The sequence below is a fragment of the Rhodococcus sp. GA1 genome (assembly GCF_024321955.1).
Taxonomy (GTDB): Bacteria; Actinomycetota; Actinomycetes; order Mycobacteriales; family Mycobacteriaceae; genus Rhodococcus; species Rhodococcus pyridinivorans.
Genome location: NZ_CP097186.1, coordinates 2,140,331 through 2,162,153 on the forward strand (window position 1 = coordinate 2,140,331; position 21,823 = coordinate 2,162,153).

The following is a 21,823-nucleotide window of genomic DNA, read 5'->3' on the forward strand; positions in this document are numbered from 1 at the left end:
GGGATTTCGGGTGCGGCGCTCGTCCGCCGAATGAAGAGCGGCGACGGACGCGAAGGCCGCAGCCAGTACCAGTAACAACAACACAACATTGAGTGCCATCGAATGTCCTTTCACGGGGCCGGGCGAATTTCTCCCGACTTCGAAACAGGCGCTCCCCTCTTCTATCCTATTTACGAGAAATATGCGAGTCGACGCATTTTCCACCGGCGAATTCGATACGTTCGCAATTCGCACGCCGCGGAATTCCGGGGCGGATATTCCGTGGGGAAATGCGGCGGATCAGCCCAGTGACCTGCGCCTCATGCGCGCCTGCCGGCGGTAAGCAGTGCCCCGTCGGTTCCTAGGGTGGTACGACGTGGCGGAAGCGAGCGGAGATCATCGGGTCGTCGACCTTCCGCTGCCCACCCCCGCCCCGTTGCGGACGGCGATGCTGTCGGTTCCCCGGCAAGGACGCCGGTGGCCCGGCGCCGCGCGCGCAGCCGCCACGGTCGCGGTGCCCGGTCTCGTGGGCGTCGCTCTCGGATTCGGCGCCGTCTCCGCCATCGCCACACTCGGCGCTTTCGCCGTCGTCTACGGCGAGCAACGCCCCTATCGCGTCCGTGCCCGAGCGGTCGCCGTCATCGGGACGGTGCTCGTGACACTGGCGACGATCGGTGCCCTCGCAGGTTCGGTCGTCCACCACGAACTGGCCGCGGGCGGGTCGGCGTGGTGGTACCTGGTGGTCGTCGCGGCGATGACCGCGACCGTCGCGGTGTGCGCCTTCGTCGTCGACGCCCTGCGGATGGGTGCGCCCGGCGCCTTCCTGATGTTGCTGTCCCTCGAGATCGCATCCGCTCTCCCCGCGCTGGGAGTGTCCGTCCCGACGGTCTCGGCGTGGACCGCGATCGGCGCCGGAACGGCCGTCGTGGCCTCCATGTCCGGTGCCCCGTTCCGGCCGCGAACCCCGGAACGCACCGCCGTGGCCGCGGCGGTCGCTGCCGTCGACGCGGTCTTCGAGGAGAACTCACCCGGCAATCGCCGCGCCGCGGTCCACGATCTGCACGCGGCCTGGCAGTGCCTGCACGACGCCGGACTCATCGATTCGGGGCATCCGCTGGAGCAGACGCTGCGCGCGGCGCACCTCCGATGCGCGGAGACACTGGACGAGCGTCCGCGGGACGAGGCAGTTCCCGAGGACGATCTGCGACTGCGGACCCCGCTGCGACGCCCCTCCGTGCGGTACCGCCTCGCGCGCGCCGCGCACCTGCGCAGCCGGTCGGCGACGATCGCGGTGCGCCTGCTCGTCGCGGGACCTCTCGCCGGGACGATCGCCATCGCGCTGGGCGTCGGACGTCCCGACTGGGCGGTCATCACGGCCGCGATGATCCTGCATCAGGGACCGGATCGGATCCTCGGCTCCTACCGGGCGGCGCACCGCTTCCTCGGCACCGTGCTCGGACTCGTCCTGGTGGCCTGCCTGACGCCTTTCCATCCCGGTGGTGTCGCCCTCGTCGTGGTGCTGGCCGCGGTGATGGCCGGCACGGAAATGTTCCTGGTGCGGAACTACGGCCTGGCGATGGTCTTCATCACCCCACTCGTCGTCGTCCTCGGCGGGTTGGGTGCCCCCGGCGATCTGGTGACGGTCGCGCGCGACCGCTTCCTCGAGACCGTTGTCGGCGTCCTCGTCGCGCTCGCGGTGCTGTGGGGCGTACTTCCCCGGGCCCACCGTCGCGTCCTCGACTTCGCCGACGGCCGCGTCCGCGACGCCGTCACGAGAATCGCCGCGTCGACGGACGTCCGCGAGCTGCCCGAACTGCGCCGCGACCTCGAGTTCGACCTCCACGCATCCACCACCGCGGCCGTCATCGCCGCGCACACCGAGCCGGCGTGGACCCGGGAACGCTGGATCGAGCACCGCCGTCTCCACGAACTCGGCTACCGGATCCTGACCCTCCCGGAACGACCGGGCCCCTGAAGCAGGGACCCGGTCGCTTCCGTCGGAATACGCGCCGTCGTCAGAACACCAGGACTGCGAAGACGGTCGAGAGGATCAGCCCCGCCATCACCGGCAGGAAGCACTTGCGGGCGAGATCGAGCACGGGCACCCGGGCGAAACCGGCCACCGCGACCAGCGAGGACCAGGCGATGATGACGCCGCCACCGGCCCAGATGTTGCCCATCTGACCGATCGCCGCGAGCGTCGAGGGGTCGACGTCGACGGCCGGTCCGAGAGCACCCGACAGCGCACCGGTGAGGGGCAGTCCGCTGAATCCGGACCCGTCGAGCCCGGCGACGAGGCCGATGAGCAGGATGCCGAAGGACGTGATGAAGGCGTTCTGCGGAAGGTGCGACTGCACCGTGGTCACGAGGTCGAACAGGATAGCCGGGCCTGCGGCGTCGGCGGAGATGCCGAGGATCGGTCCCGCGAACTCCGGATTGCCGATGAAGAAGAAGCCGGCGATCGGGAGGACGCAGCCCATGGCCTTGAAGGCGAAGACCAGGCCGTCGACGAGATGGTCCGAGGTGGTCTCGAGGAAACCTCCGCGGTCGGTCGACGCTGCGGCGGCGAACAGGATCAGCGCTGCGATCCCACCCACGATCGCGGCGGCGTCACCACCCTGCAGTGGCGGCACGACCTCGGTGAACTTGCCCAGCATCAAGTAGACGATGAACGCGAGGTAGGCGAGCGGCACGAGCATCGCGAACGCCTTCGCGGTACCGCGGCGTTCCTTCTCCGCCGCGGAGTCGGGGTCGGCGATCGGGTCGGACGGCGCCACGAGCACCGCCGTGGCCGTCGCCGCCTGCTCTCCGCCGCCGCTGGGGCCACCGGCGGGTTCCGGCCGACGCGGAGGACGGGAGCCACCCCCGTCGCCCGAGGAGTCGTCACGGGTCTCGCCGATGCCGCGGTCGGCTGTGTCACCGATGCCGCGGTCGGCTGCGGCCTCCCACTCGACGAGGAGGTCGGGGGACGGTGCACGCCAATGCCGCTTCTGCACGAGGTAGGTGATCAGCAGAGCCGTGCCGCCGACGATCAGGGACAGGACCATGGCTTTGTCCGCCACGGCGTCGGCCTCGACGCCGGCCGCCGATGCGGAGATACCGGGCGCCACCTTGATGATGTAGTCCGAGGACAGCGCCATGCCCTGGCCGCAGATCGCGATGACCATGCCCACCGACAGCGGGGACATGCCCGCGCGGATCGCGACGGGGATGAGCACCGCGCCGACGAGGGGCACGGCCGGGGTGGGCCAGAAGAACAGGGAGATCACGTAGGTGACCGCGGCGAGGACGAGGAAGCTGCTGGTGCCCGCACGCATGACCCGCCGGAACGGCGCGACCATCATCCGGTCGGCGCCGAGCTGGCGCAGCGCGCCGAGCATGGCCGTGACCATCGCGATGATGAGGAAGATGTTGAACAGTTCCTTCGCCGCGACGAGGCTCGCATTGAAGATGGCCGACAGTCCCGTGACGATGCTGCCGGAGAACGTCAGTGCGGTCAGGAAGGTTGCGACGACTGCAGGAACGACGATGTTCTTCCGCAGGGCCATGGTGGCCAGGATGACGAGGATGCCGGCCAGGTAGACCCAGTGCGCGGCGGTGAGTTGTACGTCCAAGGCGATTCCTTCGACAGGGGGTGGAACGAGTCGGGCTGTGTTCGTGGACGGTGAATGGGAACTCGATGTATTGGGGGAACTTTCCGCTACGGCCCGTGCTCGGTCAACGAGAACGGTGCACAGTGCCCGCCACGCTAGTTGTGCACTGTGTTCCACTTTTGCGATTTCGTGACGACGAAGCGCTCCGGTGTGAAATATTGCTACGAACATGTGTCGCGCGCCCCGCGCCGCCCTCACGACGTCGTCGAATATGCACCCTGCACCGGCTTACGCGGATCCGATGTGCACCTTCACTCCGCGATGGCGATGCATCCGACGGTAGCGCAGTGCGAAAGTGGTTCGACGGTACGAACCGTGCCGCGCAGTTCCCCGAGGTTCCGGAGAGTTCGATGACCACTCGCACCGATACACCGGCAGCGCCGGCAGCCGAGACGGATACGGGCACTCCCCTGGCCCTGTCCGCCCTGCTCGCCGGAACCCTCGTCGGGACATTGAGCAACAACATCATCAATGTCCCACTGCCACAGATACTTTCCGACTTCGACGCGAGCCTCGAAGACGGCGCACTCCTGGCCGTCGGCTTCCTTCTCACTTTTGCTGCGACAATGCCCCTTGCAGGGTACATCGGTGACCGATACGGTCGGCGTCGCGTCTACTGCGGTGCCCTGCTCGGCACCGCGATCTGTGCTGCCGGAGCGGCGACGGCGCCGACCCTCGAGATCCTCGTGGTCTGGCGCGCCCTCGGCGGAGTCGCGGCGGCTGCATTCGCGCCTGCTGTCATGGGGTTGATCGCGTGGCTGTTCGGCGCGCATCGACGCGCACGCGCGGTGGGCGCGTGGGCCACCGTGAACGGACTCGGTCAGGCCATCGGCCCCACCCTCGGCGGTTTCGTTGCGGGACATTGGGGTTGGCGATGGGTATTCGTCCCGATGATCCCGATTGCACTGATCGGTCTTGCCGGGACGTTGCGCTGGATCCCGATCTTCCCCGGCCGCCGGATGACCCTCGACGTGCCCGGTGCGATCGCACTGACCCTCGGTTCCGCCGGAGTCGTGCTGGGACTGAGCATGTTCGGACAAGCAGGTGTTCCCACGTCCGTCGCGGGGATCGCCCTGGCGGTCTCGATCGTCGTACTGGTCGGTTTCGTCGTGCACTGCCTACGCGCGGACGTGCCGTTCGTCGACGTCCGACTGTTGGTCGAGAGCAGATTCGCGCGGAGCGCGGCCGCCGCCTTCGCGCAGATGTTCTGCCTGGGCGCCGCTCTGCTGGCGGTGCCGCTGCGGTTGCACGCGACGGGCGCGTCGACGGCCACGGCCGGGGCGATCCTGTTCGCACTGCCCGCAGTCATGGCGGTCCTCGCACCGGTGGTCGGCCGCACTGTCGATCGCGTCGGCGGACGGCACATGTTGCGGGCGGGACTGGTGGTGCTGCTCGTCGGTCAGATCGCGCTTGCCGTCGTCCTCTCGGCGGACGAACCGCGGCTGTGGCTCGTCGCGACCGTCCTGGCGATCACCGGTGCCGGCATCGCCGCCGTGCAGACCCCCGCGGCGGCCGGCTCGACGCGGTCCCCGGCGGGCGAGCGCGGGACGGGCCTGGGGGTGTTCAACCTGATCCGCTTCGGCGGCTCCGCCGTCGGGGCCGCGTGGGTGACCGTCGCGCTCGGTTCGTGGACGGTCGGACCGCTCTTCGCGGTGTGCGCCGTGGTCGTGTGCGCGGGGTTCGCCGCGTCGTTCCTGGGGGCCGACCCCGAGGATCACGCACCGACCGGCTCCGAGTCGACCGCTCTCAGCGGTAGTTGATCTCGTTCTCGACCGAGGTGCGCAACCGGTCGAGAAGCTCGAGGCGGACGGCGAGCCAGGCCGTGAACTGGTTCTCCGGCAGCCGGACGTCCATCCCCATCGCACGGGAGATCCGGTCCAGCTTCGACAGCATCGTGTTGCGGTGGACCGACAGCTCCCGCGCCGCCGCGTTGACGTTCCCGCCGGCCGCGAGATAGGCCAGCAGGGTGTCGTACAGGTCGGTGCCGGGCTTGAGCGTCCCGAATACGTCGCCGACGAATCTGCGGCTGCGATCGGTCTCGGCGACCAGCTCGAGCACACCGTAACCCCGCAGGTCGCGGTAGGCCACCGAACCCGACATCCCGAGCCGCTGCCCGATGCCGAGCGCCACGCGGGCCTGCCGGTAGCTCTCCCGGATCTGGTCCACGCCGACGGCCGGAGCGCCGTGGGCGACGGGCACCGGACGCACGCGCCGGCGGGACAGGTCCTGCGACACCGCGTCGGCGTATTCGGCGATCTCGAGTTCGACGTCGCTCGGGTCGCGGTAGCGGAGCGACCGCACCACCACCAGGACGTCGCCGATCACCGTGACATACGAGCGCACCGACGGGTGGGGCAGGACGCTCGCCGCGTACCGGGCCAACCGCAACAGTCCACCGGATTCGTCGCCACCCGGACCGGCCGGGTTCTCCCCGTAACCGGGCGCGACGAAGACCGCGAACGACGAGGTGAGATCGATGTCGTGGTACTCGGCGCGCGCCTGCATGTCGTGCTGGCTGGTGAAACTGCCGTGCACCAGCGCCTGCACGAAATCGCCGCGGGCCCGTTCCTCGGCCTCGTCGACACTGCGTTGCCGCAGCATCTCCGATCCGATGATCGCCGTCGCCTGTTCGGTGACGACCGCGTGCTGGGCCAGCTCGTGCGGTCCGGGAGACGCGCCCGAGGCGAGCACGACCACCCAGCCCTCGAACCGTTTGCCGAGCCGGATGGTGCTGGCCGTGCACGTCCAGGGTGTGCCTCCGACGACCTCCTCCAGCACGCGGGTGTCGTGGGGGGCGTGACGTTCCGCGGCCGTCACCGTCGACAGCTGCTTGTGCAGTATCGCCGAGATCTCTTCCGCCCGAACGGCATCCACGCCGTGGAAGGCGACGGCCTGACCACGTGCATCGAGTGCGATCGCCGGATGCTGTGCGAGCGCCGAGACCTCCTTGACGAGCAGGGTCAGTCCCGCGCCGCGGTGCAGCAGACCGGCGAGCGTCGAGTGCACGTGCGCGGAATAGCGCATGACGTGCACTTCCTGCATCAGCGACCGCTCGGCGAGCAACCGGTTGAGTGCCGCGAATCCGACGGGCAGGTCGAGTTCGATCACCACCAGTCCTGCCGGCCAGGACATTCCGGCGGGCACCGCGCCGTCGACGACCAAGGCCGCCGCGTCGCGGGCCGCGAGCGCGGACAGGGCGTGCGCGCTGTCGGCCAGTGCCTCCGGCCGCATGTACACGGCGACGCCGGTGAGATCATCGAATCGGCCGACGACCTCGCCGAACGGCAGCACCCAGGTGAGCGCCCGGTCGAGATCGGCCTCCCGATCCACGACCCGGGCGCCCTCCATGAGCGGTTCGTCGAGCAGCCCTCGGACTGTCAGACGCGGGCTCGATTCCATGGGGACCTGCTTCCATCGGGAGCATCGGCGGGCTGTGAGGGGGGTGGGCCCGTCGACACCGTGGCGGTGTGCACTTTCTACACCAGATACCAGAGTCATGCGCCCCAGACGCATGTGCACTGTGTACACCGAATCCCGAAAACGACGGTGATCCTGACCGTCCCCATCGGCGCACGGCCCTGTTAGAAATGAGCCACGCCGGACACACCGCTCCACCGCTCCGGCACCCGCCGACACTTCAGCGACGCGACATCGGCGGGACGCACACGGATCCCGACGCGGACCAGGAATCGTCCGACTCTCCGACCCGACTCCGAAAGTGGAGACCAATGCATCGAATCCACCGCATCACCCTCGACGACGCACTCCCCCTGCTGGCCGCCGGCCGCGCGAAGGCCGAGGAGATCGGCGTGAAGCAGACCCTCTGCGTCTGCGACGAGAGCGCGAACGTCATTGCTCTGCACCGGCTTCCCGGCGCCCGCCTCACCGGCGTCGAGATCGCCATGGCGAAGGCGTTCACCGCCGCCGGCCACGAGCGCGCCACCCACCTGTTCAACGAGGGTCCCAACGGACCCGCACTCCCCGGCAACGAAGCGTTCGGCATCAGCCACATGCTCCCCGGGAAGTTCGCGATCTTCGTCGGCGGCTTCCCCCTCGTCTACGACGGACAGATCGTCGGCGCCGTCGGCATCAGCGGCGGCAACGGCGAGCAGGACAAAGCGGTCGGCGCCGCCATGATCGCCGAATTCGAAGCCCTGACCTCCGCGATCAACGCCTGATCGCATCCCCCCGCACGACCTCCTCATCGAAAGGCATCATCATGACCGAACTGCTCGGACGCGACGAATTCCGCGCCGCACTCGAAGACGCCATCAAGGGACGCGAAGCGAAGAACGCATCGTTCAGCAAGGCGTGGGCCGAGGGCAAGCTCGAGAAGCACCACTTCGCCCGGTGGGCCGAGAACCACTACCACTACGTCGGCCCCTTCGCCGACTACCTGGCGAACATCTACTCCAACACCCCCGATCACTTCACCGACGCCAAGGACTTCACCCTCCAGAACATGTACGAGGAGGAGCTGGCCGACATCCGGCACACCGACCTGCTCATCAAGTTCGCCGAGGCGTGCGGCACCACCAAGGAGCGCGTCGAGGATCCGAACAACATGAACGCGGTCACCCGCGGACTGCAGGCCTGGTGCTACGCGGTGTCGCAGCGCGAACACTTCGTCGTCGCCACCGCGGCCCTGGTCGTGGGCCTCGAATCGCAGGTGCCGAGCATCTACAAGAAGCAGATCGTCCCGCTCCGCGAGGTGTACGGCTTCACCGAGGACGAGATCGAGTTCTTCGACCTGCACATCACCTCGGACGTGGTGCACGGTGAGCGCGGCTACCAGATCGTCCTCGACTGCGCCGACACCCCGCAGCTGCAGCAGCGCTGCCTGCAGCTCGTTCGCTGGGGAGCGGAGATGCGTTTCTCGTACACGAAGGGCCTGTACGACACGTACGTCGCCCCCGATCTGGAGCTGGCGTCCGCCTGATCCGATGCGCGGGAGCGGAAGTCGCTCGCGGCTTCCGCTCCCGGTCTCGCACACGAGCGAAGGAGAAGCATGTCCACCGAAATCATGGGCAGCGGGACCGCCGGCACCGACACCGCCGCGGAGTCCCCGACCTGGGTCGCCGTCGCCACGGTGAAAGAGGTGACCCGCCGCCGCAAACTCCGCGTGGAGGTCGACGGCCTCGCGATCGCACTGTTCCATGCGAACGACCGCATCTACGCCTTCGCCGACCTGTGCATCCACCAGGACCGTTCGCTCGCGAAGGGCACGCTTCTGCACGGCCGGGTCATCTGCCCCGGCCACCAGTGGCGCTTCGATCTCGAGACCGGATACGAAGAGGACCAGGACCTCTGCCAGCCGGTCTATCCCGTCCTCGTGCGCGACGAGACCGTCCTCGTCGACCCCACCCCGCGTCCGGCACCGGCCGCATCCGGAAAGGAGTGCTCGGCATGACCGTTCGCACCGTAGTCACAGTGGGCGCCGGCCAGGTCGCCGCCGTCGCCGCACGCACCCTGCGCCGCCGCGGCTTCGACGGACGTATCGTGCTGCTCGGCGACGAGCAGCACGCCCCCTACCAGCGCCCACCCCTGTCGAAGGAATTCCTCGCAGGCCGCGAAGGAGTCGACTCACTCGCACTGCTGACCCGGAAATGGCTCGACGCCAACGACATCGACATCCGAAAGGGTGTGTCGGTTCAGCGCATCGACACCGCGACCCGCACCGTCGAGTTCGACGGCGGCGAGATCGCCGCCGACGCGATCGTCCTCGCCACGGGCGGACGCCCCCGCACCCTCACCACCACCGGATCCCGGCCCGATCTCGTCCACTACCTGCGCACCCTCGACGACGCGACCGCCCTCGCAGCCCGCCTGACCCCGGGCTCGAGTCTCGCGATCGTCGGCGGGGGCTTCATCGGACTCGAGATCGCAGCGACCGCAAGATCTCTCGGCGTGACGGTGACGGTCCTCGAACAGGCCGAACACCTCCTCGGAGGCATCCTCGGCGAGCAGGTCGGCCGGCACTGCGCCGAACTGCACCACCGCAACGGTGTCGACCTGCGCGCCGGCACGGGCGTCGCCTCGGTGACCACCTCCGATGATGGCGTGCGGATCGAGACCACCACCGGGATCGTCGAGGCCGACGCCGTGGTCGTCGGCATCGGCATCGTCCCCAACACCGACATCGCGGCGGCGAGCGGACTCGCCGTCGACGGCGGGATCGTGGTCGACGCCACCGGGCGCACCTCGGTCGAGAACATCTATGCGGCAGGCGATGTCGCGAAGCGGTTCTTTCCGCGCGAAGGCCGGCACGTGCGCGTCGAACACTTCGACAACGCGAACCGCCAGGCCGCGGTGGTCGCCGACACGATCGTCGGGCGGCAGTCGCTCTCCGACGACCCGCACTGGTTCTGGTCCGATCAGTACGACACCAACATCCAGTTCGCCGGATCAGCTTCCGGAACAACCGAACTCGTCGTCCGCGGTGACACCGACAGCGGAGAGTTCTCGGTCTTCTACCTCGCCGGCGACGTTCTGACCGCTGCCTTCGCGATGGACCGCGGCGAGGACATCATGGCGGCCCGCGAACTCATCGGCCGCAGGGTCGACGCAGCGCTGCTCGCCGACGAGGACACCGATCTGTGGGAGATGTACGAGGAGGTCGAACCCGCATGACGATCACCGGACTGAACCACATCGACGGCAACTGGGTACCGGCCGCCTCCGGCGCGGTCTTCGAACGCCGCAACCCCGCCGACGAGACCGATCTGATCGGCACCTTCCCGGACTCCGACGCCATCGACGTCCGCAACGCGGTCGATGCTCTCGACAAGGCCGCGCCCGAATGGGCCGCCGCCCCGCCCGAACGCCGCGCCGCGATCCTCGAAGCAGCCGCCGACCACCTCGCCGCACACTCGGCCGAACTCGTCGACGAACTGATCCGCGAAGAGGGCAAGACCCGCGCCGAGGCGTCGATGGAGGTGACTCGCACCCCCATGAACCTGCGCTTCTACGCAGGTGAGGCACTGCGCGCCACCGGTGCGACCTTCCCGGCCCCCGGATCCACGACGATCTACACCGTGCGCGAACCGATCGGGATCGTCGGTGCCATCACACCGTGGAACTTCCCGCTCAACATCCCCTCCCGCAAGCTCGGTCCGGCGCTCGCCGCCGGCAACACGGTGCTGTTCAAGCCGTCCGAGATCACCCCGCTGATGGGGCAGCGACTCGTCGAGGCCCTGCTCGCCGGTGGTCTGCCGCCCGGCGCGATCGCACTCGTCCAGGGCGACGGCAAGGCAGGCGCGGCCGTGTCCGGCGACGAACGGGTCGCGGCCGTGACCTTCACCGGCTCCACCGAGGTCGGACGCGCCATCCACCGCAGCGTCGGCCCCGACCGGCGCGTGCAGCTGGAGATGGGCGGCAAGAACCCCGTCGTCGTGCTGGCCGACGCCGACCTCGACGCCGCAGCCGCACTGATCGTCAAGGGCGCCTTCGGATTGTCGGGCCAGGCGTGCACCGGCACCAGCCGTGTCGTCGCCGTCGACGCGATCCACGACGAACTGCTCGAGAAGGTCGCCGAACGCACCCTCGCACTGCGGGTGGGACCGGGTTCGGGTGCCGCCGTCGATGTCGGCCCGCTCGCGGGTCGCGGTCAGCTCGACAAGTTCCTCGAGTACGTCACCATCGGCACGGACGAAGGCGCACGGCTCGTGTGCGGCGGCGTGCGATGCGAGGACGACGCGCTGCGAGACGGATTCTTCGTGCGGCCCACAGTGTTCGCAGACACCGCCCCGGGGATGCGCCTGCTCACCGACGAGATCTTCGGCCCGGTCCTGGCCTTCCAGCGCGCCGGCTCCTTCGACGAGGCCCTGGCTCTGGCGAATGACACCGCCTTCGGGCTCAGCGCCTCGGTCGTCACCCGGAGTCTGTCCGCTGCACAGCGTTTCATCGCCGGGTCGCGGACCGGGCTCGTGAAGGTCAACCAGCCCACGACGGGAATGGCCATGAACGCGCCGTTCGGCGGCTACAAGCAGTCGAGCACGCAGACCTTCAAGGAACAGGCCGGCCCCACGCTCATGCAGTTCTACCAGTCCGAGAAGACCGTCTATCTGTCCCCCGACGCCTGACCGGCGACACCGACCCTCGACAAGCCTGGAGGAAAGACCATGGAGTTCAAGCGAGTGGCCCGATCCGGGCAGGTGCCCGAAGGCATCGTCCGCCGGTTCTACGCCGAGGACTACGAGTTCGCCATCTCCCGACTGGACGGCAAGGCGTACGCGACGTCCAACTACTGCTCACACCTCGACTGCCTGCTGTCGTCCGGCAAGCTCGTCCAGGACGGCATCGGATGCTCCTGCCACGGAAGCGCATTCGACCTCGAGACCGGTGAGCCGATCTGCCCGCCGGCCACCGAGCCCATCAAGACCTATCCGTGCGAGGAGCGCGACGGCGAGATCTTCGTCGGGATCGACCCCGCCGAGCCGCCGGAAGGACCCCGTCGACGTCGGATGCGATCGGCATGAGTCGGCGCGCGACACGACCGGCGACGGTCGCGACCGGAGGCATGGTCGCGTCGAGTCATCCGCTCGCGAGCCTCGCCGGGGTCCGCGTCCTCGAGGACGGTGGCAACGCCGTCGACGCGGCCCTGGCGATGGCAGCGGTCACGTGGCTGACCCTGCCCGGGCAGTGCGGCATCGGCGGCGACGCGTTCGCCGTGGTCCGCGAGCCCGACGGGTCGGTGTGGACCGTCAACGGCAGCGGTTACGGACCCGACGGCGGTACACCGGATTTCTACCGGGCACGGGGACTCGACACGATCCCGCTCGACGGGGCGCTCGCCGTCGCCGTTCCCGGCGCACCCGCCGCGCTGGCGGCACTGCACCGGCGGGGAGCGAGCAGGTCGCTGCCCGAACTGTGGGCGCCGGCAGCCCGGATCGCCGAGAGCGGCCTGCCGTGCTCGGCGAAGACCCGAACCGACGTGCAGACCGCTCTGCATGCGATCCGCGGCGACGCCGGACTCGCCTCGGTGTACGCACCGGGCGACCGGGTCCCGCGCCTCGGCGACGTGCTTCCCCAGCCCGATCTGGCCCGCACGATCCGTGCCCTGGCCGAGGATCCGGCATCGTTCTACACCGGCACGCTCGCCGAACGCTGCGTGGCTGCGCTGCAGGGGGGCGGAGCACCGTTCAGCGGCGACGAATGGCAGGCCGGGGCGTCAGTGGACGCGGAGGCGGCGCTCACCGGCAGCTATGCCGGTCACGTCGTGCACCAGACCCCGCTCCCCACACCGGGATGGATGGTGCTGCACCAGGCCGCCCTGTGCGACGACGCGCTCGGCACCCACCCTGTGCTCGGCGCGGCATCGATCGACCGGATGGCCCGCGCGGCCACCGTCGCCTTCGAAGACAGGCTCCGCTGGTGCTCGTCGGACAACGACGGGGTCGCACGGGTGCTCGATCCCGCGAACATCGCAGCCGGTCGCGCACGGATCGACGGGCGTGCACCGGCCGAGGCGTTCGCCGTCTCCGCCGGGGACACGACGTCGTTCGTCGCCGTGGACTCCGAGGGGCGGGCGGTGTCGTTCATCCACTCGCTGGCGTTCACCTTCGGAGCGAAGCTCACCGTGCCCGGCACCGGCATCGTGCTCAACAACCGGCTCGGTCGCGGTGCCTACCTGATCGACGGGCATCCGAACGAGGTGGCGCCGCGCCGCAAGCCCCTGCACACACTCAACGCGTGGATCGTCACCGACTCGGCGGGTGAGCTGCGGCATGTGGGCAACACGCCCGGTGGCGACGGCCAGGTGCAGTGGAACATGCAGTTGCTGTCGCACCTGCTCGACCACGGTCTCGACCCCCAGGAGGCGGTCTCGGCGCCGCGCTTCACCGTCTTCCCGGGATCGGACGCCAACGTGCTCGGCGAACCGACCGCATTGCGGATCGAAGGCGACGTCGCCGACGGCGTGTGCGACGAACTGCGCGAACTCGGCCACCTGGTGGAAGTGCTCGAACCACTCGACGCCGAGGGCAGCGCGCAGGTGATCTCGATCGACGACCGCGGGGTGCTCTCCGGCGGCAGCGATCCACGACAGGAGGGGGTGGCTCTGGGTGTCCTCTGACATTGCTTCGCCATGGGTGTCCACTGATGTGACCGCTGTCGCACCGCGTCCGCAGGGGCGATACGTCCCGGCCGTGTTGGCCGGCGACACCGTCCGCACGGCGGGCATGACCCCACGGCGAGACGGCGAGCTGATCCTCACCGGACGGGTCGGCGCGGAGGTCACCGTCGAACAGGCCCGGGCCGCCGCGGTCGTCGCGGTGGGCAACGCGTTGGCAGCGATCCGCGCGACGCTGCCGGAGGCCACGTCGTTCCGGCCGGTCGAGATGGTCGTCTACGTCGCGAGCGCGCCCGGTTTCGTCGATCTGTCGGTGGTCGCGGACGGCGCGTCGGACCTGATCGAACGCGAACTCGGTGTGGATGCGCTACCGGCGCGCACCGCCGTCGGCGTCCACACCCTGCCCGGCGGGGCACCGCTCGAGATCGCGCTGACCGCCGTGTGCGGATAGACGGAGGTTCACAATCCTGGTGGTCGACCATCAGGGTTGTGAGCCTCGTTTCTCGGTTGTGAACCTCGGGGACTAGTGCTCAGCGCTTGGCGCCGATGTCCTCGAGTTCGGCTGCAAGATCGACACTCTCGGACGGTCGCTGCCACCGATACACTCCGCCACCCTGGGCGTAGGAGAGGTGACCGCCGAGAGCGCCACCGACTCCGACCGCGCCGAGACCGATCAAAGTCCACATCGTCCCCGCCCGGTCGTGGCGGGCACGTCGCGCGCGATAGGACGTCGCCATGCAGATCACCCCGATCGCGTTGGACACGGCGTGCACCGCACCGACCCTGCGCTGAGGGGCATCCTCCAGGGTGGAGAAGTCGGTGTAGCCGGTGACGATCGTCGGGACCGCCGCGCCCAGTCCCAACGCGACGAGTCGCCGGGACGCGGTGCGCTGCCCGGGCAGCGCGTCCAACGCCGCCGCGGACACCCACGACCCGATCGGGACGGTGACGAGAAGCGGATGGACGGGGTGTCCGAGCCAGGAACCTCGGAGCAGGTCGTCGACGACGGAGCCGTCGAGGACTCGCCGCATGCGCTGCGCGATGCGCTCGGCGGGCCGATCCACAGCGTCGAACGATTCGACGGCGCGCAGGAGTTCGTGCAGGTTCATGATGAGGCGATACCCGTCGGCAACAGATACGAATCGCCGGGTGAGCGCGATGCGACGGCACCCTTCGATCGCTGGACCTGAACGTCCGGCGTCAGGAAATAGTGCAACGGCCGGTTGCACAGTTGGCTCGCGACGCGGTCGATGCGACCTGGAACGAGCTCACGACGGACCGCACCGACGGAGACAACCTGCAGACCTGACACCGTTCGTCGGCAACTCCAGGCCCGGTACGACTACTTCTCGTCGAGCGGTTTCGCTCCCAGCACGTCCTTGAGCAGTTCGATCGCGACTTCCTCCGGATCGCGGCGCGTCGACGGGTCGCGGGGCGTGGCGGCCTCGGCGAACATCTCCTCGACGTCCGCCTCCGTCATCTGCGACGGGTCGGGCGGCGGCGCGTCGTAGCCGGGGCCCGGGTCGTCGGGAAGATCGGGGGCTTCGGGCGGCGGGATGTCGTCGACGCTCTCCACGGACGGACGCGTGAACGTCGGGGCAGCCGACGGTGCGGCCGCCGGTCGCTGCGGCGCGGCGGGGGCTTCGGCGGGTGCGGGCGGCGCGGCATTCTTCGCCTGGCTCGGCCGGGAGAAACGCGGTTGACCCGCCGGACGCGAATTCTTTTCGGGTGCCGGGGTTCTGGCAGGCGCCTCCGCAGCAGCGGATCCGTGGACGCAGGTGACCTCGAACTCTCCACCGAAGACCGCCTTCAGCGCATCGGCGATGACCGTGGCGTTGCGCGCGTCGGCGAGTCGCTTCGCGAGCGGAGCGGAGTCGTGCACGAGAACGACGCGGGTGCCGTCGACCGATCGGACCGTGGCGCCCGAGAGCATCACCTCGACGGTGCGGCTGCGTTCGCGGACCTTCGCGCGCACCTCCGACCACACGCCCCGCATCTGGGCTGCGTCGGGACCGCCTGCCGCGCGGGCGGGTTCGGGCTCGGGTTCGGGAGCAACCGGCTCCTCGGGGGCGGGCGTCGGAACCTCCTGCGCGGCAACCTCGTCGGGCACACTCTGCGGCTGTGGAGCCTCCGGGACGACGGGAGGTTGCGCGGCGGCGGGAGGCGGTGTCGGGGCAGGTGTCGGCTGGGCCGGTTCGGGCTGCACCGGTGCCTGCTGGGCAGGGGGTTGCTGGGCAGCTTCCGGCTGCGGCTGAGCGGCCTCGCGGGGCTGAGCAGTCTCGCGGGGCTGAGCAGTCTCGTTGGACGGTGCGGCAGGCGCCGCCTCCGCTGCCCGGCGCTGGGAGGGACGCTGGAAACGTGCCGCGGGTTCGTCGGGCGAGATGGGCGGTGCGGCAGGCGCGGCGGGTACTGCCACCGGCTTCGGCGCGACACTTCCCGCCGGGGCTGCGACGATGCCCTGCTCGAGTCGTTCGAGGCGTTGCAGGACAGCGGTTTCCGCGTCGGACGCCGCGGGGAGCAGCATGCGCGCGCACATCACCTCGAGCAGCAGACGCGGCGACGTCGCACCGCGCATCTCGCCGAGCCCGGCGTGCACGATCTCGGCGTAGCGGGTGAGGGTGGCCGGGCCCAGGCGGGTCGCTTCGTCGCGCATCCGCTCGAGGACGTCGCCGGGTGCGTCGACGAGTCCGCGCTCGGCGGCGTCGGGGACGGACTTCATGAGGATGAGATCGCGGAGCCGTTCGAGAAGGTCGACGGCGAAGCGACGCGGGTCGTGCCCGGCGTCCATGACCTTCTCGACGGTGCCGAACAGCGCCGCGCCGTCGCCGGCCGCGAGCGAATCGACGGCCTCGTCGATGAGAGCGACGTCGGTGACGCCGAGCAGCGACAGGGCGCGCTCGTAGGTGACGCCCTCGGGGCCGGCACCGGCGAGGAGCTGGTCCATCACCGACAGCGAGTCGCGGGGGGATCCACCGCCGGCGCGGATGACCAGCGGATAGACCGCGTCCTCGACCGGCACGTTCTCCTGGCCACAGATCTGCTCGAGCAGACCCCGCATCGCCGTGGGAGCGAGGAGCCGGAAGGGATAGTGATGCGTGCGCGACCGGATGGTGGGCAGCACCTTCTCGGGCTCGGTGGTCGCGAAGACGAAGATGAGGTGCTCCGGCGGCTCCTCCACGATCTTGAGCAGGGCGTTGAAGCCCTGCGTGGTGACCATGTGCGCCTCGTCGATGATGAAGATGCGGTAGCGCGATTCGGCTGGAGCGTAGAACGCGCGGTCGCGGAGTTCGCGGGTGTCGTCGACACCGCCGTGGCTCGCGGCGTCGAGTTCGGTGACGTCGAGGTTGCCTCCACCGCCCGGGCCGAGCGACACGCACGACCGGCACGTTCCGCACGGCGTGGACGTGGGGCCGGTCTCGCAGTTGAGCGAGCGGGCGAGGATGCGCGCCGAGGACGTCTTGCCGCATCCACGAGGACCCGAGAACAGGTAGGCGTGGTTGATGCGGCCCGTGTCGAGCGCCGTGCTGAGGGGCACGGTGACGTGCTCCTGCCCCACCACCTCCGCGAAGGTCGCAGGTCGATACTTCCGGTACAGAGCCACGCGCCGAGCGTACCGGCGGCTCCCGACATGCACGGAGGTCGGTCCGTCGACATCTGTGGCCGAGACCACTGTTGCGTTAACGATATATCGAGATCTATCGTGACCGTATCGACATAGAAGGAGACGCACAGATGCGAACCCACGAACATCCCCGCGGCCGTCGCCGCGCCATGCACGATCGAGATCTTCCCGGCGGCCCGTTCCGCGCCGACGGCCCCCGCCGTCGCGGACACCACCCGCACGACGAACCCGGCTTCCGCCCGCACCGCGGTGGCGGCGGACGGGGACACGGCGGCCCGCGAGGAGGACGACGCGGCCGAGCACAGCGAGGCGACGTCCGCGCGGCCGTGCTGCGCCTGCTCGGCACCGAACCGATGCACGGCTACCAGCTCATGGAAGCGATCGCCGGACGGACAGGCGGCGCCTGGCGCCCCAGCCCCGGCGCGATCTACCCGACGATCTCCCAGCTCGAGGACGAAGGACTCGTCACCGTCGAGAAGGAGGGCGGACGCAAGCTCGTCTCACTGACGGATGCGGGCCGCACGTACATCGACGATCCGGAAAACGAGCTCCTCGACCCCTTCGCCGCTCACGATCCCGATTCCGACGCCCCCGACCTGCGACTCGCACTGCGCGAACTGCAGGTCGCGACGCGGTCGGTCGCGATGAGCGGTTCCGACGCCGAGGTCGCCGCGGCACACGCGGTCCTCACCGGAGCCAAGAAGTCGCTGTACCGGATCCTCGCCGGCGACATCGACACGTCCGATCAGGAGTGAAGGCTCAGCCGCGGGCGAAGAGGCGGATGCGCTGCTCGCGGCTGCGCTCGAGATGAGCACGCATGTGTTCGCGGGCCGCGGACTCGTTCCGCGCCCGCAAGGCGTCGAGGATCTGCGCGTGCTCCCGGTTGAGCAGATCGGGCTCGCCGTAGTTGGACGGCGGCCCGGAGTCGTAGATCCGCAGCTGGGTGGTCAGACGCACGAGCAATGTCGTGATCGTCGTGTTGTGCGCGGCCTGCCACAGCGCCTCGTGGAACCGGAAGTTCCCGATGCGCACCGCGCCGTCGTCGGTGGCTGAGCAGCACGAATCGTGCAGTCGCTCGAGCCGGGCCATGTCGAGATCGGTGTGCCGGATCGCCGCGGCGCCGGCCGCCTCGGATTCGAGCGCGACGCGCGCCGCATAGATCTCGATGACGTCCTCGGGGGTGCCCGAACGCACCCGGAAGCCGCGACTGGCCCGTTCGAGCAGACCGTCGTGCGCGAGCCAGTTGAGCGCCTCGCGGATGGGGGTGCGGGACGCCCCGTAGGTCTCGCTGAGCTGGGTCTCGTGCAGAGCGGCGCCGCGTGGGAACTTCCCCGCCAGGATGTCCGAGCGCAGGCGCAGGTACTGCTTGGAGGTCTGGTCGTCGCGCCCGGTGGGCGATTCGACGAGAAGAGAGCTCTCCAGCTCGGCCGTCGCGTCCTGCTCGGTCATCTACACCCTCCGTAGGCATGCCGTTTACGTGCGCCGATTATGCCACCGTGGACTTACGAATACTTGCGTATACGTTATTCGTCGTTTAGCGTCGCTCCTCGAACACGACGAGAGGACCCAACGCGTGACCGAGGCGGCTTTCCGGGACGAACAGGTGCTGATCAGCGCCGAAGAGCTCGCGAGCGACCCCGGCGCCCACACGGTCCTGCACGCCACGGTCACCTTTCCGAAGCCCCGTTTCGACGGCGACTACCGTCCGGAATCCGGCTACGCGACCTGGCGCGCTGCGCACATCCCGGGCTCCGTGCACGCCGACCTGCTCGGCGGATTCAGCGCCCCCGGCACCGACCTGCACTTCTCCCGCCCCGCCCCGGACGACCTCGCGGCCGCCCTGACCGAACTCGGCGTGACCCCCGACACCGACCTCGTGATCTACGACGACGGCGGCATGACCTGGGCGTCCCGGCTGTGGTGGATGCTGCGCAACATCGGTGTCTCCGCCCGCGTCCTCGACGGCGGCTTCGCCCGCTGGACCGCGCTCGACCTGCCCGTGGAAACCGGCGACGCCGCCGAGCGCACTGCCACCACATCCCGGACCGGGCTGCCCGACCACGGCCTGTGGCGCGATCGCGACGACGTGCTCGCCGTGGTGTCCGGTGACGCACCGGGCACCCTCGTCTGTGCGCTCGACGCCGAGCAGTTCGCAGGCACCGCCACCACTCGTTACGCGCGCCGCGGGCACATCGGCGGGAGCCGGAACCTGCCGGCCAAGAGCCTGCTCGCCGACGGCGTCCTGCGGAGCACCGATCGGATCGCCGAGCTGGCCGAGCAGGCCCTCGCCGATACCTCCCGGCCCCTGATCCTCTACTGCGGTGGCGGCGTCTCGGCCTGCCTGGTGGCGCTCGCACTGGTCCGGACGGGCCACGACGACATCGCCGTCTACGACGGATCCCTCGAGGAGTGGACCGCCGACCCCGCACTCCCCGTGCGGACACTCGGAGAAGGGAAGGGCGACGCATGATGCGATGTCCGCGATCCTGACCCGCTTCGTCCCCTCCCCTCCTCCCGACAGGATCTCCCGTGACCACGACCCCCACCGTCGATGATCTCGCCGTCACCCTCGACGCCCTGCGCGCGCAGACGCCGCTGGTGCACTCGCTGACCAACATCGTCTCGGCCAACTTCCTCACCAACGTACTGCTCGCCGCAGGCGCCAGTAACGCGCACATCGACAACGCCCACGAGGCAGGCGATTTCGCGCGCATCGCCGGTGGAGTGCTCGTCAACCTCGGCACGCCCTTCGACGAGACCTCGGTGGCCTTCACCCGCGCGGCCGAGGCCGCGCACGACGCCGGCACCCCGTGGGTCCTCGATCCCGTGGGCGTGGGCGGACTGGCGTGGCGCACCTCTCTCGCCGCCGACCTGCTGAAGTTCCGTCCCACCGCGATCCGCGGCAACGCCTCCGAGATCATCGCGCTGGCCGGTCTGGGCGGTGACACGCGCGGCGTCGACAGCGCCGACGAGGCCGCTGCTGCCGTGCCTGCCGCGCTCGCGCTGCTCGACCGCGCGGACGCCGTGTCGGCCTCCGGTCCCGTCGACTACCTCGTCGGCCGCGACCGCGACGGCGGGATCGTCGGATTGCGCATCGCCGGTGGCAGCGCCATGTTGCCGCGCGTGACCTCCACCGGATGCTCCCTCGGTGGACTCGTCGCGGCCTATCTCGCGGTCGCGGAGACCCCTCTCGTCGGCCTCGCGGCCGCCCACACGCACGTCGCCGTGGCGTCCGAGATCGCCGAGGAGAACTCCACCGGCCCCGGCTCCTTCGCCGTCGCCTACCTCGACGCCCTGTTCGCCGTGGACGCCGGCACGCTGCGCGCCCGCGCCCGCGTCGAACCGTTCGAACTCCCCTCGAAGGACACGAAGTAATGCCCATCAAGACCTTCTGGTATCTCACCCAGGCCGACGGCGACTACCCCTGGAGCCCCGGCGGGTTGTACCCGGTGGACGGGCAGCGGCAGATCGAACTCGCGAAGACCATCGACGACGGCGGCTTCGAAGGTGCGCTCGTCGCGACCTGGCCGAACGACCCCTTCATCTCGGCGACCTGGGCTGCGGCGCACACCAGCCGGATGAAGTTCCTCGTCGCGATCTACGCGAACATGACGCCCGCGCGACTGCTCGCCGAGAAGGCCCTGACCTTCGACGCGTTCAGCGGCGGTCGCCTGATGATCAACTCGGTCAACGGCCGGGAGAACATCCTCACCAAGTACTACATGAACGTCGAGCACGACCGTCGGTACGAGCTCGGTGAGAAGTACTGGGCGGAGTTCCGGCGCATCTATGCCGAGGGCACCGCGTCGAACTTCCCCAACACCCCGCTGCGCATCGATGCTCCTGCGGACCACTCGGTCCCGCTGTGGGGAACGGGCGACTCCCCCGCCGGTCTGCAGAACGCCGGCAAGGTGCTCGACGCCTACCTGATCATGCTGCGCGAGACCTCGTTCGTCACGGAGAAGTTCACCGCTGCACGCGAATCCGCTGCAACGGAGGGGCGCGAGTACACCGATTTCGGCGCTCTGTCCGGCGTCATCGTGCGTCCGAATCGGGACGAGGCACTCGAACGGTTCCGGTCGCTGTTCGAGAAGGCCGGCATCGAGCAGATCCAGGACGTGCTCGACCGGGCGGTGCGCCGCCGCACGCACGGCAAGCAGGATCTGAAGACCTTCACCGCGCGCGACGCGCAGCGGCAGGGCTGGGTCGACACCATCAACGCCGGCAAGCTGCCCGAACCCGAGGACCTGTATCTCGGCGACGGCCTCTACGCGGGCATCACCGCGTGGTCACCGCTGGACATCTTCGCCACGGGATCGTCGGCCGTCTACTACGTCGGCGACCCGGACGAGATCACCGGCCACGTGCGCACCCTGCGCGACGCGACCGGACCGACCTCCCTCATCCTCGCCGGATGGCCGCTCATCGACGAGGCGAAAAACGTTGCTGAACACCTGATTCCACGTTTCGAGAAGCTCTGACGGTAACGCGGGCGGGATC

The 21,823-nt window shown here is 69.4% G+C and carries 19 protein-coding genes; 14 read left to right on the plus strand and 5 right to left on the minus strand.

Features of this window, described 5'->3' with window-relative positions; all coding sequences use genetic code 11:
- Nucleotides 1-355: 355 nt before the first annotated feature.
- Nucleotides 356-1,954, plus strand: a complete 1,599-nt coding sequence (locus M3330_RS10045; RefSeq protein ID WP_033097930.1) for an FUSC family protein — start codon at nucleotides 356-358, stop codon at nucleotides 1,952-1,954.
- Between the two features lie 40 nt (nucleotides 1,955-1,994).
- On the opposite strand, the gene M3330_RS10050 is transcribed toward M3330_RS10045, so the two are convergent.
- Complete coding sequence (locus tag M3330_RS10050; protein WP_064852193.1) at nucleotides 1,995-3,593, minus strand: hypothetical protein; 1,599 nt, start codon at nucleotides 3,591-3,593, stop codon at nucleotides 1,995-1,997.
- 326 nt (nucleotides 3,594-3,919) lie between these two features.
- On the opposite strand from M3330_RS10050, the gene M3330_RS10055 reads away from it, so the two are divergent.
- Complete coding sequence (locus M3330_RS10055) at nucleotides 3,920-5,392, plus strand: MFS transporter (protein WP_006552486.1); 1,473 nt, start codon at nucleotides 3,920-3,922, stop codon at nucleotides 5,390-5,392.
- Here the strand turns inward: M3330_RS10055 and M3330_RS10060 are convergent.
- Entirely contained in the window at nucleotides 5,379-7,031 is a 1,653-nt protein-coding gene (locus tag M3330_RS10060) for a CdaR family transcriptional regulator (protein WP_033097932.1), read from the minus strand. The genes M3330_RS10055 and M3330_RS10060 overlap by 14 nt on opposite strands.
- A 329-nt stretch (nucleotides 7,032-7,360) precedes the next feature.
- Here M3330_RS10060 and M3330_RS10065 point away from each other — a divergent pair, with 329 nt between their 5' ends.
- The 8 genes from M3330_RS10065 to M3330_RS10100 all read left to right on the plus strand — a co-directional run bounded on the left by M3330_RS10065 (nucleotide 7,361) and on the right by M3330_RS10100 (nucleotide 14,152).
- Entirely contained in the window at nucleotides 7,361-7,810 is a 450-nt protein-coding gene (locus M3330_RS10065; protein ID WP_006552488.1) for a heme-binding protein, read from the plus strand.
- Between the two features lie 41 nt (nucleotides 7,811-7,851).
- Nucleotides 7,852-8,571, plus strand: coding sequence for a TenA family transcriptional regulator (locus tag M3330_RS10070; protein ID WP_006552489.1), 720 nt, complete (start codon nucleotides 7,852-7,854; stop codon nucleotides 8,569-8,571).
- Between the two features lie 84 nt (nucleotides 8,572-8,655).
- Complete coding sequence (locus tag M3330_RS10075; protein WP_051121625.1) at nucleotides 8,656-9,042, plus strand: Rieske 2Fe-2S domain-containing protein; 387 nt, start codon at nucleotides 8,656-8,658, stop codon at nucleotides 9,040-9,042.
- Nucleotides 9,039-10,262: an NAD(P)/FAD-dependent oxidoreductase gene (locus tag M3330_RS10080; RefSeq protein ID WP_219129845.1), complete on the plus strand. Its 1,224-nt coding sequence runs from the start codon at nucleotides 9,039-9,041 to the stop codon at nucleotides 10,260-10,262. Before M3330_RS10075 ends, M3330_RS10080 begins: the two co-directional genes overlap by 4 nt.
- Nucleotides 10,259-11,713, plus strand: a complete 1,455-nt coding sequence (locus M3330_RS10085) for an aldehyde dehydrogenase family protein (RefSeq protein ID WP_019290277.1) — start codon at nucleotides 10,259-10,261, stop codon at nucleotides 11,711-11,713. The genes M3330_RS10080 and M3330_RS10085 overlap by 4 nt, the downstream gene beginning before the upstream one ends.
- 39 nt (nucleotides 11,714-11,752) lie before the next feature.
- Nucleotides 11,753-12,109 (plus strand): non-heme iron oxygenase ferredoxin subunit, encoded by a 357-nt coding sequence (locus tag M3330_RS10090; protein ID WP_006552493.1) that lies wholly within the window; start codon nucleotides 11,753-11,755, stop codon nucleotides 12,107-12,109.
- Nucleotides 12,106-13,704 carry a gamma-glutamyltransferase family protein gene (locus tag M3330_RS10095; protein ID WP_219129844.1) on the plus strand — a complete coding sequence of 533 codons (1,599 nt, stop codon included), beginning with the start codon at nucleotides 12,106-12,108 and terminating at the stop codon, nucleotides 13,702-13,704. Before M3330_RS10090 ends, M3330_RS10095 begins: the two co-directional genes overlap by 4 nt.
- A 28-nt stretch (nucleotides 13,705-13,732) precedes the next feature.
- Nucleotides 13,733-14,152 (plus strand): RidA family protein, encoded by a 420-nt coding sequence (locus M3330_RS10100; protein WP_084222369.1) that lies wholly within the window; start codon nucleotides 13,733-13,735, stop codon nucleotides 14,150-14,152.
- A 79-nt stretch (nucleotides 14,153-14,231) separates the two neighbouring features.
- On the opposite strand, the gene M3330_RS10105 is transcribed toward M3330_RS10100, so the two are convergent.
- Together M3330_RS10105 and M3330_RS10110 are read right to left on the minus strand one after the other, a co-directional pair.
- A complete protein-coding gene (locus M3330_RS10105; RefSeq protein ID WP_019290281.1) occupies nucleotides 14,232-14,810 on the minus strand; it encodes a DUF2231 domain-containing protein in 579 nt (192 codons plus the stop codon).
- 233 nt (nucleotides 14,811-15,043) lie between these two features.
- Nucleotides 15,044-17,302 carry a DNA polymerase III subunit gamma and tau gene (locus tag M3330_RS10110; RefSeq protein ID WP_219129843.1) on the minus strand — a complete coding sequence of 753 codons (2,259 nt, stop codon included), beginning with the start codon at nucleotides 17,300-17,302 and terminating at the stop codon, nucleotides 15,044-15,046.
- 131 nt (nucleotides 17,303-17,433) lie between these two features.
- Here M3330_RS10110 and M3330_RS10115 point away from each other — a divergent pair, with 131 nt between their 5' ends.
- Nucleotides 17,434-18,078 (plus strand): PadR family transcriptional regulator, encoded by a 645-nt coding sequence (locus M3330_RS10115; protein ID WP_219129842.1) that lies wholly within the window; start codon nucleotides 17,434-17,436, stop codon nucleotides 18,076-18,078.
- Between the two features lie 4 nt (nucleotides 18,079-18,082).
- Here the strand turns inward: M3330_RS10115 and M3330_RS10120 are convergent, their stop codons facing one another.
- The gene (locus tag M3330_RS10120) at nucleotides 18,083-18,772 is read right to left on the minus strand and encodes a GntR family transcriptional regulator (RefSeq protein WP_006552499.1); all 690 of its coding nucleotides are present in this window, start codon (nucleotides 18,770-18,772) and stop codon (nucleotides 18,083-18,085) included.
- A gap of 124 nt (nucleotides 18,773-18,896) precedes the next feature.
- Between M3330_RS10120 and M3330_RS10125 the strand changes: the two genes are divergently transcribed.
- From M3330_RS10125 to M3330_RS10135, 3 genes are read left to right on the plus strand one after another with little or no spacing between them, the layout of a single operon-like run.
- Nucleotides 18,897-19,793, plus strand: a complete 897-nt coding sequence (locus M3330_RS10125; RefSeq protein ID WP_033097937.1) for a sulfurtransferase — start codon at nucleotides 18,897-18,899, stop codon at nucleotides 19,791-19,793.
- A 59-nt stretch (nucleotides 19,794-19,852) separates the two neighbouring features.
- Nucleotides 19,853-20,698: a hydroxyethylthiazole kinase gene (thiM, locus tag M3330_RS10130; protein ID WP_006552501.1), complete on the plus strand. Its 846-nt coding sequence runs from the start codon at nucleotides 19,853-19,855 to the stop codon at nucleotides 20,696-20,698.
- Nucleotides 20,698-21,804: an LLM class flavin-dependent oxidoreductase gene (locus M3330_RS10135; protein WP_255028631.1), complete on the plus strand. Its 1,107-nt coding sequence runs from the start codon at nucleotides 20,698-20,700 to the stop codon at nucleotides 21,802-21,804. Before thiM ends, M3330_RS10135 begins: the two co-directional genes overlap by 1 nt.
- The last annotated feature ends 19 nt before the right edge of the window (nucleotides 21,805-21,823 follow it).